The organism is Lysobacterales bacterium, assembly GCA_016703225.1.
Taxonomy (GTDB): domain Bacteria; phylum Pseudomonadota; class Gammaproteobacteria; order Xanthomonadales; family Ahniellaceae; genus JADKHK01.
In genome coordinates, this window is sequence record JADJCM010000010.1 from 87336 (window position 1) to 102219 (window position 14884).

The window sequence follows — 14884 nt, forward strand, 5'->3', positions numbered from 1 at the left end:
ATCTTCCGCGCATGAACTTGATTCGCGACCTTTCGGTTTCCGCGATCGTCGCCGGTTTCGTCACGGTGCTGGTCGGCTTCACCAGTTCCGCAGTGATCGTGTTCCAGGCCGCGCAGGCGCTCGGTGCCGACGCTGCGCAGACGGCGTCATGGATGTGGGCGCTCGGATTGGGCATGGGCGTGACCTGCATCGGTCTTTCGCTGCGCTATCGCATGCCTGTCGTGACCGCGTGGTCGACGCCGGGCGCGGCGATGTTGATCACCAGTGCCGCTGGCGTGTCGATCGAAGCAGCCACCGGCGCCTTTGTCGTCTCGGCGGCGCTGATCACGGTTGCGGGCGTCAGCGGTTGGTTCGAGCGATTGCTGCATCGGATTCCGCCAGCGATCGGTGCCGGCATGCTCGCGGGCGTGCTACTGCGTTTCGGACTCGAGGTATTCGTGACGATGCGCTCGCAGTTCGTGCTCGCCGTGGCGATGTTCGTGGGCTATCTGGTGATGCGGCGGCTGCAGCCGCGATACGCGGTTCTGGTGACACTCTTGCTGGGGCTGGCGCTCTGCGCCGCATCCGACTTGCTGGCGTTCGAACGATTGCAGCTCGGGCTTGCCGTGCCCGTCTGGGTGTCGCCCGAGTTTTCGTGGGCGGCAATCGTCGGCATCGCCGTGCCGCTGTTCGTCGTGACGATGGCGTCGCAGAACGTGCCCGGTGTGACCGTGCTGCGCGCATCGGGTTACCATCCGCCGATTTCGCAAATCATCGGCTGGACCGGATTCGCAAACCTGCTGCTGGCGCCATTCGGCGCATTCGCGCTGAACCTGGCTGCGATCACGGCTGCGATCTGCACCGGCCGCGAAGCGCACGAAGACCCGAGCCGACGCTACGTTGCCGCGGTCGCGGCCGGCGCGTTCTATCTGATCGTGGGGTTGCTTGGCGCAACTGTCACGTCGCTGTTTGCAGCGTTCCCGAAGGAACTGATCAGTGTGATTGCCGGTCTCGCGTTGTTCGGCACGATCGCGAATGGCCTCGTCACCGCGCTCGCGCAGGAACGCGAACGCGAGCCGGCGCTGATCACCTTCCTGGTCACGGCGTCCGGCATCGCGATCGGTGGCATCGGCTCCGCATTCTGGGGGCTCGTTGCCGGCGTGTTCGCGTTGTTCGTGATGCGCTGGCGCGAACCGGCTGTCGTCGTGAAGACGTAGACTGCCGCGATGAAATCACTCACTCCACAATCTGATCTGCTGCCCGAACCCGAAACCCTGAAACCGCTGGCGGAACGGATGCGGCCGCGGGCGCTGGATGATTTTGTCGGGCAGGAGCGCTTGCTGGCGGTGGGGACGGCGTTCCGGCGGGCGATCGAGTCGGGGCGGGTGCACTCGATGATCCTGTGGGGGCCGCCGGGTTGCGGCAAGACCAGCCTGGCGCGGGTGCTGGCGCGTTATGCCGAGGCCGAGTTCCTGTCGATCTCGGCGGTACTCGGCGGGCTGGCCGAGGTGCGCGCGGCGCTGGCGCAGGCTGCGCAGCACTTTGCGGCGGGCAAGCGCACGGTGCTGTTCGTCGACGAGGTGCATCGATTCAACAAGGCGCAGCAGGATGCGTTCCTGCCGCATATCGAGCGCGGCACCATCGTCTTCGTCGGTGCCACCACCGAGAATCCGTCCTTCGAGTTGAATTCGGCGCTGTTGTCGCGCTGCCGCGTGCACGTGCTCGATGCGGTCTCGATCGCGGCGATCGTGCAGGCGCTGCAGCATGCGCTCGCCGATCGCGAGCACGGCCTCGGCGAACTCGGCCTGCAGGTCGACGGCGAGGCGCTGGCCGAGATCGCCCGTGCGGCCGACGGTGACGTGCGCCGCGGCCTGACCTTGCTCGAGATTGCCGCCGAACTGGCCGAAGGCGGTCGCATCGAAACGAGTGTGCTCGACCAGGTGCTGGCCGATCGCGTGCGCCGCTTCGACAAGGGCGGCGAGGCCTTCTACGACCAGATCTCGGCCCTGCACAAGTCGGTGCGCAACTCGAACCCGGATGCGGCGTTGTACTGGATCGCGCGCATGTTCGATGGCGGTTGTGATCCCGCCTACCTGGCGCGGCGCCTGGTGCGCATGGCGGTGGAGGACGTCGGGCTCGCCGATCCGTCCGCACTCGAACGCACGATTGCGGCCTGGGAAGCCTATGAACGCCAGGGCAGCCCCGAGGGCGATCTCGCGCTGGCGATGATGGCGGTCTATCTGGCGATGGCGCCGAAGAGCAATGCCGCGTATGCCGCCTACGGTGCAGCGCGCAAGCTGGTCGCCGACAGCGGTTCCTTGCCGGTGCCGCTGGCATTGCGCAATGCGCCGACCAAGTTGATGAAGGAACTCGGCTACGGCGCGAAGTACCAGTACGACCCCGATCTCGAAAGCGGCATCGCCTACGGCCAGCAATGCTTCCCGGATGAACTTGGCGAACGCCAGCTGTATCGGCCGACCAGCAGTGGCATCGAAGCGCGCATCCGCGAGAAACTTGAGCAGATTCGCGCCGAACGCGCTAAGGCGGTGCAACGATGAGTTGGACGAACCTGTTCGCAGTCGCCGGCGGTGGCGCGCTCGGTGCGAGCATGCGCTGGGGCGTCAATTTGTTGTTCGTGCGCCATGGCTGGTATGGCCTGCCGGCGGCGACCTTCGTGGTGAATGTGGTCGGCTGCCTGCTTGCCGGACTGCTGCTGGTCTGGCTGGACACGCGCCTGCACGATGCCTTGTGGTGGCGCAACCTGTTGATGGTCGGCTTTCTGGGTGGACTGACCACGTTCTCGGCGCTCGGCGTCGAAGGCTTTCAGTTGCTGCGCGCGAATCGCATCGACTTGTTCGCGTTGACGATGCTCGCGCACGTGGGGGTCGGCGTGTTGGCGGTCGCGGCCGGCTGGAAGCTCGGCCAGGGGCTGCTTTCACACTGAGCGCACGTTTCCGGTCCGAAGCTCGGGCACGGCGCGTTGGGCGCGAAGGAGCAGGGCAATGAACAAGATTCTGGCGGCGGTGCTGGCGGGCATCGTGGTGTGGATGTGGGGCGCGGTATTTCACATGGTGCTGCCCTGGGGCACTGCCGACATGAAGGACCACGTGCCTGGGGAAGATGCGGTGATGGCGGCGATGAAGGCCGAGTTCACGCAGGGCGATGGCATCTACTTCCTGCCCGGCATGGACCTGGTCGATCACGGCGACGAGGCCAAGCTCAAGACCTGGGCCGAGAAGGCCAAAGTCGGCCCCTACGCATTCGTCATCTACCGCGAGAACGGCCTGCGAGGCGACCCAGCCTCGATGGGGCCACAGATCCTGCACCAGCTGCTGACTTCCACGCTTGCCACGTTCCTGATTGCGGTCGTTCTCGGGGCGGTGCCCGGCAGCTACGGCCGACGCGTCGGCATCGCGACCCTGATCGGCCTGTTCGCCTGGCTGGTGGTCGCCGTGCCGCAATTCAACTGGTACTACTTCCCGCGCAACTTCGCGATGGTCGGCGCGCTCGAACACGGTGTTGGCTGGCTGCTGGCCGGGTTGATCATCGCCAAGCTGGTGAAGCCCGCGAACGCCTGATCTTCGACATTGAGCAAGACCGGGCCGCGGGCGATAATCCGCGGCCTTTTCGTTGGGATTCGCCATGCTCGATCCGGTCCTGTTCCGCAACAAACTCGCCGAAACCGCGGAGCTGCTGCGCGCCAAGCGCGGCTTCGTGATCGACGTCGCCGCGTTCGAGGCGGTCGAGGGTGAGCGCAAGCGCATCCAGACGCGCACCCAGGAATTGCAGAACCTGCGCAACACGCGCTCGAAGGCGATCGGCATCGCCAAGGGCAAGGGCGAGGACACCGCGGCGCTGATGGCCGAGGTCGCAAGCATCAGCGACGAGTTGAAGGCGGGCGAACAACGCCAGGCCGAACTGCTGGCCGAGATCGAAGCGCTCGCGCTGAACGTGCCGAACATCCCGCACGAGTCGGTACCGGTGGGTGGCGACGAACACGGCAATGCCGAGCAACATCGCTGGGGTACGCCGAAGCAGTTCACTTTCGCACCGAAAGACCATGTCGATCTCGGTGCGCGCAAGGGCTGGCTCGATGCGGAAACGGCCGCCAAGCTCTCGGGCGCCCGATTCACCGTGCTGCGCGGCGAACTGGCGCGTCTGCATCGTGCGCTCGCGCAGTTCATGCTCGATCTGCACACGCAGGAACACGGGTACCTGGAAACCAATGTGCCGCTGATGGTCAACGCCGCCAGCATGCGCGGCACCGGCCAGCTGCCCAAGTTCGAGGAAGACCTGTTCGCGACTGCGGGCGAGGACAAGCGTTACCTGATCCCGACCTCGGAAGTGCCGCTGACCAATATCGTGCGCGACGAGATCGTTGCCGCCGAAACACTGCCGCTGCGCATGACCGCGCATTCGATGTGCTTCCGCGCCGAGGCCGGTTCGGCCGGTCGCGACACCCGCGGCATGATCCGCCAGCACCAGTTCGAGAAAGTCGAACTGGTCAGCATCACCACGCCGGCGCAGAGTTACGACGAGCACGAACGCATGACGCGCTGCGCCGAAGTCGTGCTCGAGAAGCTCGGTCTGCCGTATCGGCGCATGCTGCTGTGCACCGGCGACATGGGCTTCGGCGCCACCAAGACCTATGACCTCGAAGTCTGGCTGCCCTCGGAAAACAAGTACCGCGAGATCAGCTCCTGCTCGAACTGCGAGAGCTTTCAGGCACGCCGCATGCAGGCCCGCTTCCGCAACCCGGAAACCGGCAAGCCCGAACTCGTGCACACGCTCAACGGCTCCGGCGTCGCCGTCGGCCGCGCCATGATCGCGGTGATCGAGAACTACCAGAACGAAGACGGCTCGATCACCGTCCCCGAAGCGCTGCGCAAGTACATGGGCGGCGCCGAACGCATCGCTTGATCGGCTAGAATTGCGCTCGAAGTTTTTTAGGAGAGATGGCCTAGCGGTTTAAGGCAGCAGTCTTGAAAACTGCCGTAGGTGTAAGCCTACCGAGGGTTCGAATCCCTCTCTCTCCGCCACCTTGTTAATTCGATGATTGCCGATCCAGCGGACCGATGCCCCATGAAAAAGCAACACGTCCTCGATGAGATTCGACGCACCGCCGCCGACAATGGCGGCGCGGCGCTGGGCAAAGGCCGATTCGCGAAGGAAACAGGCATCAAGGAGTCGGATTGGAGGGGCCGCTTCTGGGCTCGCTGGAGCGATGCGGTTGTGGAAGCTGGCTTTACACCCAACACCTTGCAACCGCGTACGAGTGATGAAGCGGCTATTGGGCAGTTGGCTGAATTGATGCGCAGCTTGGGTCGCTATCCCACTGTTGCGGAGATGCAACTGCGCAAACGGGATGCGCGAACACGGTGCACGCAAGAATGCCTCCGCCTACAGCGAAGTGCTGGGGAGTAACGATCGCCTCCTGGTGTGGTCGCGCCCAACTCGTCCGAGTTGGATGTCGCAGGCGACATACGATGCCGTACCGGAAGCGATGTGTGCGTGAAGTGCGCGATGGTGAACGGCTGATCGTCACCAGCCTGCGCGACCCGAGCGAGGTGTCCGCCGACGAGGTTGCCTGGCTCTACACCCAGCGCTGGCACATCGAACTGGATTTCCGCAGCATCAAGTGCGTGATGGAGATGGACGTGCTGCGCTGCAAGTCGCCGGACATGGTGCGCAAGGAAGTCGCTGCGCACTTGCTTGCCTACAACCTGATCCGTGTCGCCATGGGCGAAGCGGCGCGTCCCGAAGGTTTGGACCTACGCCAGCTCAGCTTCGCCGCCGCGCGCCGCGCCGCCGCGATGTACCAGAGCAATGTCCGCAACAACGCGACCACGAAGAACTGCGCTGCGGCGCGATTCCTGATGCTGCAGCAAATCAGCTACTGGCGCATCCCGGATCGGCCGGGCCGAATCGAACCCCGCGCGGTCAAGCGAAGACCCAAGCCACGAGCACTTCTGACTGAGCCGAGGCAACGCGCGAGGGTCCGGATCGTCAAGCAGCAAGCTACGTTACGCGCCGCTGTGGCTTACTGCCTGTCTCATAAATAATGCAATACTGCACACCTGTTCCACGAAGGAGTACGGGTGTGGCACGACCAACAGGATCGGCAGAACTGATCGAAGCGCGGCGGCACCAAGCGCTGCGCTTGCTGGACCAAGGTTACTCGCTGGCTGAGGTTGGCCGCATGATCGACTCCGCACCCAGTTCCGTGATGCGCTGGCGCGATGCTCGAACACAAGGTGGCAGTCAGGCGCTGAAGGTGCGTCCGACGCCGGGTCGACCGCCGACACTGACCCACACGCAGCAGCAGCGCATCATCAAGCGACTGATGAAGGGTGCCATGGCCAACGGGTTCACCACAGAACTGTGGACCACCAGCCGGGTGGCGACGGTCATTCAGCAGTGTTGCAAGGTTCAATTCCACCGCAGTCACGTCGCCCGCCTGCTGCATGACTTTGGCTTCAGTTGCCAGAAGCCCGAACGCCGGGCACTGGAGCGGGATGAAGCACGCATTGAAGAGTGGAAGCGCAAGGACTGGCCGCAGGTAAAAAAACGCTGCGCGGCTGGGTGCGCACATCGTCTTTGTCGACGAATCCGGCTTCATGTTGACTCCGACTGTTCGACGTACTTGGGCACTCGTGGGTCAGACCCCGGTTATTCGCCACCGCTACAACCATGCCCGGATCTCGGTGATCGGGGGCCTGTCGATCAGCCCCCAGCGCACGCGGCTCGGGTTCTACTTTAGGCCCCACGCCAAGAATATCTCCGCTGATGAAGTGGAAGACTTCCTTTGGTATCTGCTCAAGCATCTGCGTGGCCATGTCTTTGTGGTTTGGGATGGCGCCTCGATCCATAACCCCAAGGCACTGCAAGGCTTCTGTCGCAAATATCCGCGGCTGCATCTGGAGAAATTGCCGGCCTACGCGCCGGAACTCAACCCGATCGAAGCCGCGTGGCATGCAATCAAGCATCCGCTGGCCAACGGCCGGCCTGACAGCATCTCGGAACTTGGTGATGCACTGGTTGCAAGCTTGCGAAAGACCCGAGCCTCGCAACGCGTGATGCGAGGCTGTGTCACGCAATCTGATTTGCCCATTTTTTTGCATTGAACATTGCATTCTTTATGAGACGGTCAGTAAGGAAGCGCCATTGGCCACAGGGACGGCCTTCAGGTTCTGCGGGTGACGCGTGGCGGACACGGCGCTGAGCAGAGCAGAAACGAAAATCCCGGCCGTGGCCGGGACTGTCGAAACCCTTGCGGGACTTGGCGGAGAGGGTGGGATTCGAACCCACGGTCCGCTTACACGGACGCCTGATTTCGAATCAGGTACAATCGACCACTCTGCCACCCCTCCGGATGATGCACGCAGCGGGTCGCGGCTGCGAAGGGCGCGAATCATACGGATTCGACACCACCCAGACAACCTTTTTCTTGCGGTGGCCAGCGCGTGAGCGTTCCGCGCTGCCGCGCCTTCGGAGTCATCGTGATGGGCCTGATTGCTGTTCCCGTGTCGTTCGGCGAGTTGCTGGACAAGGTCTCGATCCTGAGGATCAAGTCGGAGCGAATGTCCGATCCGGCCAAGCTCGCCAATGTGCAGCGCGAACTGGATGAACTGTGTGGCACCTGGGGCGAATCGACGCAGTCGAAGATCGACATCGACGAGCTGCTGGCGGCGCTGAAGGCAGTGAACGAGCGGCTGTGGGTGATCGAGGACGACATCCGCATCAAGGAGTCGAAGCAGGAGTTCGATGCCGAGTTCATCCGTCTGGCGCGCGCGGTCTACGTCGAGAACGACGAGCGTGCGCGACTCAAGCGTGAGATCAACCTCCGTCTCGGTTCGGCGCTGGTCGAAGAGAAGAGCTACCAGGATTACCGGGTGCCGAGCGCGGGTTGAGTTCGAGCCGACGGCATAACCGAGGCCGGTACCGCGCGGGGTGGGCGATGGCCCGACCCCGCGCGATGAAACTCACTCGAATCCGTCGCGGAACACGATGTCCGGGTTGGCGCAGACGCCCGGTCCCGGGTTGCAGGTGCCAGCGGCGCGCGTGTAGGACAGGCGCTGGCCGGCGCTGAGCGAGGCCGTATCCGATGAGAACTGCGTGAACGTGGTGCCGACCGGTGCAACCGTCTGGATGCCGACGGTTGCCGAACTGCCGTTGGCGCCACCGTTGTTGCCGGTCAGCGTGGTGTAGAACACCTCCACCAAATTGGTTGTTTCATGCAGCCGGATCATGAACACCATCGTCGGCGCGCCGAGTGAGCCGCCGCTTTGGTAGCGCTTGGCACGCCATTCGATGTCGAAGCTGCGGTTCGGGGCGACACCGTTTTCCTGGGTGTAGATGCCGCCGCCGGTGGCGACGCTCGCACTCATGTCCAGGTCGTCCCACAGTGCGAATAGCGAAGCGGTGGTGAACTCGCCAGTCGGCAGCGGTGCGTTCGTGGCGGCGCTACTGGTACCGCCATTGCCATTGAACGAGAGCACGCCGTTGGTGCTGGCGTAGAGCGAGGTCACCGGAGTGCCGTAGATGTTGAATGCGAACCCCGCCGGGAAAGCGCTGACAGCGAGTCGCGCGTCATCATCCCGGCTACCGGTGACCAAGGTGCCACCGCTGATGGTGCCAACGCCGTTGTCGCTGGCAATCGAGTAATTGGTCGCCGGCGGTTGCCCGACCTGCAACGCGAAGTTCAACACGGCCGAGCCGGTGCCGCCGGTGAAGGCCATGGTCTGCGTCAGGTTGATGGTGCTGCCGCAGGTGACGCTGTTGTCGGTGCTGATCTGGAACGCCGTGGTGTTGATCCCGCTTCCGCCTCCCGGGAGGTTCGGGTAGGGCGAGTTGGCCTGGTCGATGAGGACGCCGGGCGTGGCCGAGGACAGTACCGCCGACACCGCCGTCGCACCGCCACCGCCGCTATTGCCGACGGTGACGTCGAGCGTATTGCACTCGTTCGGTTCGATCACGTTGTTGCCGCTGGTGACCGCGTTGCCGTTGTACTGCAGCACCGGGTCATTGCTGGCGACGGTCAGCGTGAAGCGCTCGATGGTGGCGGCGCCGCAGCTGTCGCTGGCGGTGACGGTGATGGTGTAGCTGCCGAGGGTGGTGCCGGCGGTGGTGGTCAGGGTCACCTCGCCGGTGCTCGGGTTGATCGCGATGGTGCCGCCGCCGGGCAGCGTCGACGGAGAGACCGAGACTGCGCTGAAGTTGTTGTTGGCATCGGCCGGACCGGCCGCTGGCGAGACGCTGGTGCTGGCACTGGGGGCGAGCACGGCATTGGCGTAGCTGCCGAGCGTCGGGATGCTGTTGTTGCTGACATGGATCGGAACCACCAGCGAGCCGGTGCGGCCGGCGCTGTCGGTCGCGGTCAGCACCGCCGGGTAGATGCGATAGCTCGGCAGGTTTGGGGCCGCGAGCTTGCAGCTCACCGCAGCGCTACCCTGCACGTTGGCACCGACCAGTGACAGCCCGACCATTTCGATCTCGGGCACGCTCGGATTCGCAGCCGCGCTCAGCGTGAACGGCGCGGCGCCGCCGGCGAGCGTGGCGATGGTGATTGCTGCGGGCGCCGGCGAACCCTGCTGGGTCACGATCGGGCTGCCCGCAGTGAGCGTGATCGGCGAGCCGGTGGCGGTGATGGTGACGTTGCTATCGCTGATGTCGAACCAGGTGCTGCCGCCACCGACGCCGGTGCCATTCGCGGCTTCGATGCGGATGCGTGCCTGGGTCGTTGCGATGTTCGGCAAGGTCACCGTTTCGCTGCCGTCATTCGCAGTTGCTGCCGCGAGCGTGCTCCAGCTTGCTCCGCCATCGAGCGAAATCAGGATGTTGACCGAGCTGGTGCTGACCGGTGCCGCGGTGGTGTTGGCCACGGTCCAGGTGACCGCCTGCGAGCTGCCGCCAGTGAGCGGACCCGCGAGGTTGCCGACCGCGAACGGACCCGCGGCCGAGGTGGCCGTGACCTGGCTCGCGGCATAGGCGACGCCGCCGCCGGTGGCGTGGTTGTCGCGTACGGTGACGCGGAAGTTCATCACGCGCGTGCCGGCGGACGGGTTTGGCAGGATTTCGCCCGAGTAGAACGGCGCCGCGCCCGAGGCCGGCAGCCAGGGAATGTTGTACGGCGGTACGTTGGCGTTGGCCAGGATGTAGGCCATCGCCGGGAACACGCGGGTCGGCGACAGCGTGGCGTTGTACGAGCGGAACAACGGCGCGGTGCCGTTGTCGCCAGTTGTGCTCGGCGCGGCGCTGGGGCTGCCGGTGTCGGTCTGCTCCCAGTTGTAGCTCGGGGTGTCGCCTTCGCCGTCGCTGGCGGTGGCGCGCAGCTGGAATGGGGTTTGTTCCGGGATCGTCATCGCCGCCGGCGCCGATACCGAGGGTGGGGTGTTGCCGGTAGCGGTGTTGGTGCCGCAGGTCGGCGGGGTCACGCTCTCATCGAGCGCGAGGCGGGTGACGATCTGGGTGAAGCTGCGCGCGTGGAAGTAGGCGTCGCTGTTCGGCTGCAGATCGTCCGCGCAGATGCCGGCGTAGGCCATGATGGTCGAGCCGCTGCCGGGTTCCATGGCCGAGGTCTGGGTCCACTGTCCGCCGCCTCCGCAGCCGAACCAGGTGTGGTTGGCGCCCAGTTGGTGCCCGAGTTCGTGGGCGACGTAGTCGATGTCGAAAATGTCGCCGCGCGGCGGGTTGAGCGCGGTGTAGCCCTGGGCTTTCTGGCTGGTGCAGACGTTGCCGAGCGGGGAGATCGAGCCGCCGCTGCCGCCGCCGCCGACGGCGTGGCCGAGGTCATAGTTGGCCGATCCGATCGCAGCGTCGATCACGCTCTGGTTCTGGCCGTGGTTGCTCGGCGGATCCGGCAGCGGACCGGGGTTGGCGGTGGTGTATACGATCAGGTCGTTGTTGGCGACCAGCACCAGGCGCACGCCGATATCGCGCTGGTAGACGCCATTGAGGCGGTTGACCAGCGTCGTCAGGCCGGCCAGGCCATCGGCGACGCTGCCGCCGAAGGTGTTGGTGTAGGCTGAAGTGGCTGCCATCGCCAGGCGCAGCGTGCGCAAGGCGGGTCCGATCGTGTTCGGCGTGCCCTTGGCGAACACCGGCGCGGCGCGCTTGGGCAGTGCGGCCACGGCGGCGTCGTCGGTTTCGCAGCGATAGTGCTTGTCGGCGTCGACGTGGTCGCGGCGGTAGTACGCGGCGTAGTGTTCGTTGTCGCGGGTCTGCAGCGGGTCGATCAGGAAATCGCCGCTGGGCGAGAGCACCTGGGCGTGGAAGCCGAGATGGCTCGCATCCAGTCGCACGCTGGCGGCGACATCGTCGATGCCGCTGCCGGCGTAGGTGCGCAGTGTCGGGTACTTGGCGAGCAGGGCGGGCTCGACGACCAGCGACTCGACCACGGCGAATCGCGCAAAGCCGCCATCCGGCACCGGCAGCGTGATTTCGACCGCCGCAGCCTCGCCCGCGCGCGCGAGCTGCGCTTGCAGTGCAGCGTAGTCGAGCGTCATCGCGCGGTAGGTTTGCGGTTCGATCCAGCGTTCGCCGCGGGCTGGCACGCTGCTGCGCTCGACGTCGCGCCACAGTTGTTGCGGATCGGTGCGCGGCAGGGCCATCGCTACCAGCGGAAGCATCAGGGCGAGCGCGGCAAGCAGCGACTGCAGGGCGCGGGTCGCGGAACGGAGGCGGTTCATCAGGCGAATCTCGATAGTTAGGAGGAAGATGGGATTGAAGTTACAAAGCGTAATGCGATGCGGCAACCGAGGCTTGTTGCGCTGCAGCAGATCACTTGCCCGCATACGTGATCAACGCATCAAGGCGTTCGATCACTACCTCGGACTCGATCAGGTTCATCACCCCCGGGAACTCGACACGCTTGCCCCAGGGCAGGTCGGCTGCGGGCTTGCCGAGGAACTTGCGTGCCGCCGCATCGTAACGGTCCACGGTCCAGCGCAGGTCGGAGTAGGCGCCGCTGCGCGTACTGTCGGTGGCGGCGTGCAAGCCGAGCACCGGTGTGCCCATGGCGTTGGCGATATGCATCGGACCGGCATCGGGGGTCAGCAACGCCGCCGCACGGCCGAACAATGCGCAGGCGCGCTTGAGCGTGTCCTTGCCGATCAGGTTCTGCAGTGGTTCGGCGCAGGCACGCTCGATCGCCGCGCCGGTCTCGTGTTCCAGCGCACTCGGCCCGCCGCACAGCAGCACGCGCATGCCGTGGCGACGGATGGCGTGCTCGGCGACGCGCGCGTAGCCGGCGACATTCCAGTTGCGCAGTGCATGGCTGGAGCAGGGACTGATGATCAGCGTCGGCTGCGAACCCGGCAGCTGCTGCTCGGCGAAGGCGCGCGCTTCCTCTGGCACCGGGATGTCCCAGCACTTGGGCGCGTCCGGCAGGCCGAGGGCGTCGCCGAAGCGGTACAGCGTGTCGAGCACATGCCGACCCGTGGCCGCGGTGATGCGCTCGTTGATGAACCAGCCGTGTCCTTCCTTCGACTTGGTCGTGTCGTAGCCGATGCGTCGGCGCGCATGGACGGCGGTGCTGAGCAGATTCGCGCGCGCCGCCAGCTGGCACAGCAGCAGCGCATCGAAGTGACGACCGTGCAGGCGCGCGCGCAACTCGCGCCACACCGCGAGCAGTCCCTGCTTCTTGTCGATCGCAATGAACTCGATGCCGGGCAGGTCGCCGACCAGCTTCGACTCGAACTGGCCGATGATCCAGGTGATGCTGGTGTCCGGCTGATGCCGGCGGATGCGATGCACCAGCGGCAGCAGGTGGGTCACGTCGCCCAGTGCGGACAGGCGGAAAATACAGATGGATGCGGCTGCGCTCACGTTGCGGGCTTGGTTACACTGCGGGCATGGATGATGCCACGGGCACCGCGCCGACCGGCGTGAGAGTGCACATCGACACACGCAGCGGCTGGATCTGCGACGCCGATCTCGCGCGCGCCGACGCGGTCGCGCTGTTCGAGACCGAAGGCGAGGTCCTCGCGGGACGTGGTCGCGGCGCAATCCGGGTGGTCGCGGCTGCGCGTGGCCGCGTCGTGCTGCGCCATTACCGCCGTGGCGGTTTCGCGGCGAAGCTGAGCCGCGACTGGTTCCTCTGGACCGGCGCCGAGTCGACGCGCGCATTCCGCGAGTTCCGTCTCACCCGACAATTGCGGGCGGCCGGATTGCCGGTGCCGGTCGTCGTGGCCGCGCGCTATCAGCGGTTTGGCCTCGGTTATCGTGCCGACCTCGCGACACGCGAAATTGTCGGCGCGCGCACGCTGGCCGAGCGATTGGCCGAAGTCGGCGATCGCGCAACGATCGACTGGGCTGCGCTCGGAACGCTGCTCGGAGCATTCCATGCGGTTGGGCTGTGGCATGCCGACCTGAATGCCCACAACATTCTCTACGACGGTGATGGTCGCGCGCTGCTCATCGACTTCGATCGCGCGCGCCTGTTGACGCCGTTTGCGACCGTGCTGCAGGGCAATCTCGACCGCCTCGCGCGCTCGTTGCGCAAGCTCGGCCATGGCGGAGTCGTATCCGGCCCGGCCTGGAGCGAATTGCATCGTGCCTACGACGCGGCGACGCATCGTCATCCGGGCTCCCGCTAAACTTCGGCGATGGACACGAACGGCAGCCTGGCGCTGCGCTTTCTCGGTGTGGGCAATGCGCAGGCGGTGGAACTCGGTTCCGCTGCGGCCGTGCTCGAGCGCGATGGCGCGCCGCTGCTGCTGATCGATTGCGGACCGGAGGCGTTCACCGCCTACCTCACGCGCTATGGTGCCTTGCCGCGGGCGCTGTTCATCACGCACGCCCATTTCGATCACATCGGTGGCCTGGAACGCCTGTTCTACCGCGCCTGGTTCGACCCGGGCGCACGCGGCGCCATCCGCCTGTACGCAGCGGCCGAACTGGTGCCGATCCTGCAGCAGCGGGTAGCGAGCTACCCGAGCCCGTTGGCCGAGGGCGGGGTGAATTTCTGGGATGCCTTCCAGCTGATCCCGGTCGATCGCGGCTTCTGGCTCGACGCGCTCTGGTTCGACGTGTTCGCGGTGCGCCATCACCTACCGCGCACGGCGTTCGGGCTTGGCCTGCGCGGCAGCTTCGTCTACACCGGCGACACCCGGCCGATCCCGGAACTTTTGGCCGCGCACGCCGACGCTGCGGAGCAGGTGGCGCACGACTGCGGCCTGGTCGGCAATCCCTCGCACGCGGGCCTTGATGACCTGCTGCGCGAATACCCGCTGGCGTTGCGCGCGCGCCTGCTCGTCTATCACTACGCCGACGCGGCGGCAGCCGCGCAGCTCGGGCCGCGGGGCTGCGCGTCGCCGCGCCGGGGGTGGCGTATCCGCTCGCGCCGCCCGTGTCGGCGCTCGTCGCCGCGACCCGCGCACAGCACGGCCAGGAGCACCCATGACCCATCCACTCAGCCACGTCGATGCCGAAGGGCTGCCCTGCATGGTCGATGTCGGCGACAAGTCGGTGACCCGCCGCGAAGCTTGCGCGGAGGCCTGGGTGCACTTTCCTGCCGAGGTCGCCGCGCAGTTGCGCCAGCGGGACATGCGCGCGGCCAAGGGTGCCGTGCTCGACACTGCCGTGGTCGCCGGTACCCTCGCGGTCAAGCGCACGCACGAGCTGATCCCGTTCTGCCATCCGCTGCCGGTCGAGAAAATCGCTTTCGAGCACCGCTGGCACGACGCCGAGCGCTTGTGCCTGCGCTGCACGGTTGCCGCGACCGCCCGCACCGGTGTCGAGATGGAAGCCCTGGTTGGCGTCCAGATCGCCGCTGCCACCGTCTACGACATGTGCAAGGCGCTCTCCCATGCCATCCGCATCGAATCCACCGCCGTTCTCGCCAAGTCCGGTGGCCGCGACAACTTCGATCTGCGGGGGTGAGTCGGCTCCCGTGCTGCAGGGTGGG

The 14884-nt window shown here is 65.8% G+C and carries 14 protein-coding genes, 2 tRNA genes and 1 pseudogene; 14 read left to right on the plus strand and 3 right to left on the minus strand.

Annotated features, from left to right (window positions below):
- Positions 1 to 11: 11 nt before the first annotated feature.
- The 10 genes from benE (at position 12) to IPG63_18890 (ending at position 7103) form a co-directional block, all read left to right on the plus strand.
- Positions 12 to 1196 carry a benzoate/H(+) symporter BenE family transporter gene (gene benE, locus IPG63_18845; GenBank protein MBK6729218.1) on the plus strand — a complete coding sequence of 395 codons (1185 nt, stop codon included), beginning with the start codon at positions 12 to 14 and terminating at the stop codon, positions 1194 to 1196.
- Positions 1197 to 1205: 9 nt separating this feature from the next.
- On the plus strand, positions 1206 to 2537 hold the full coding sequence (locus IPG63_18850) for a replication-associated recombination protein A (protein MBK6729219.1): 1332 nt from the start codon (positions 1206 to 1208) through the stop codon (positions 2535 to 2537).
- Entirely contained in the window at positions 2534 to 2923 is a 390-nt protein-coding gene (locus IPG63_18855; protein MBK6729220.1) for a CrcB family protein, read from the plus strand. Before IPG63_18850 ends, IPG63_18855 begins: the two co-directional genes overlap by 4 nt.
- Before the next feature lie 58 nt (positions 2924 to 2981).
- Entirely contained in the window at positions 2982 to 3557 is a 576-nt protein-coding gene (locus tag IPG63_18860) for a hypothetical protein (GenBank protein ID MBK6729221.1), read from the plus strand.
- 64 nt (positions 3558 to 3621) lie between these two features.
- Entirely contained in the window at positions 3622 to 4899 is a 1278-nt protein-coding gene (gene serS / locus IPG63_18865; protein MBK6729222.1) for a serine--tRNA ligase, read from the plus strand.
- Positions 4900 to 4928: 29 nt separating this feature from the next.
- Positions 4929 to 5018 (plus strand) — tRNA-Ser (locus IPG63_18870).
- Positions 5019 to 5061: 43 nt separating this feature from the next.
- Positions 5062 to 5403 (plus strand): hypothetical protein, encoded by a 342-nt coding sequence (locus IPG63_18875; protein MBK6729223.1) that lies wholly within the window; start codon positions 5062 to 5064, stop codon positions 5401 to 5403.
- Between the two features lie 83 nt (positions 5404 to 5486).
- A complete protein-coding gene (locus IPG63_18880) occupies positions 5487 to 6041 on the plus strand; it encodes a transposase (protein MBK6729224.1) in 555 nt (184 codons plus the stop codon).
- A gap of 38 nt (positions 6042 to 6079) precedes the next feature.
- Positions 6080 to 6739: a transposase gene (locus IPG63_18885; protein MBK6729225.1), complete on the plus strand. Its 660-nt coding sequence runs from the start codon at positions 6080 to 6082 to the stop codon at positions 6737 to 6739.
- On the plus strand, positions 6633 to 7103 hold the full coding sequence (locus IPG63_18890; protein ID MBK6729226.1) for a transposase: 471 nt from the start codon (positions 6633 to 6635) through the stop codon (positions 7101 to 7103). Before IPG63_18885 ends, IPG63_18890 begins: the two co-directional genes overlap by 107 nt.
- 156 nt (positions 7104 to 7259) lie before the next feature.
- Here the strand turns inward: IPG63_18890 and IPG63_18895 are convergent.
- Positions 7260 to 7349 (minus strand) — tRNA-Ser (locus IPG63_18895).
- Between the two features lie 132 nt (positions 7350 to 7481).
- On the opposite strand from IPG63_18895, the gene IPG63_18900 reads away from it, so the two are divergent.
- Positions 7482 to 7889, plus strand: a complete 408-nt coding sequence (locus IPG63_18900) for a hypothetical protein (GenBank protein MBK6729227.1) — start codon at positions 7482 to 7484, stop codon at positions 7887 to 7889.
- Positions 7890 to 7961: 72 nt separating this feature from the next.
- Here IPG63_18900 and IPG63_18905 read toward each other — a convergent pair whose 3' ends face one another.
- Together IPG63_18905 and IPG63_18910 are read right to left on the minus strand one after the other, a co-directional pair.
- The gene (locus tag IPG63_18905) at positions 7962 to 11666 is read right to left on the minus strand and encodes a hypothetical protein (GenBank protein MBK6729228.1); all 3705 of its coding nucleotides are present in this window, start codon (positions 11664 to 11666) and stop codon (positions 7962 to 7964) included.
- A 91-nt stretch (positions 11667 to 11757) separates the two neighbouring features.
- Positions 11758 to 12804, minus strand: a complete 1047-nt coding sequence (locus IPG63_18910) for a glycosyltransferase family 9 protein (GenBank protein MBK6729229.1) — start codon at positions 12802 to 12804, stop codon at positions 11758 to 11760.
- A gap of 26 nt (positions 12805 to 12830) precedes the next feature.
- Here IPG63_18910 and IPG63_18915 point away from each other — a divergent pair, with 26 nt between their 5' ends.
- From IPG63_18915 to moaC, 3 genes and pseudogenes are all read left to right on the plus strand, one after another.
- Complete coding sequence (locus IPG63_18915; GenBank protein MBK6729230.1) at positions 12831 to 13574, plus strand: 3-deoxy-D-manno-octulosonic acid kinase; 744 nt, start codon at positions 12831 to 12833, stop codon at positions 13572 to 13574.
- Positions 13575 to 13583: 9 nt separating this feature from the next.
- Positions 13584 to 14246: pseudogene (locus tag IPG63_18920) on the plus strand (MBL fold metallo-hydrolase).
- 130 nt (positions 14247 to 14376) lie between these two features.
- Positions 14377 to 14859 (plus strand): cyclic pyranopterin monophosphate synthase MoaC, encoded by a 483-nt coding sequence (moaC, locus tag IPG63_18925; protein ID MBK6729231.1) that lies wholly within the window; start codon positions 14377 to 14379, stop codon positions 14857 to 14859.
- Positions 14860 to 14884 lie beyond the last annotated feature (25 nt).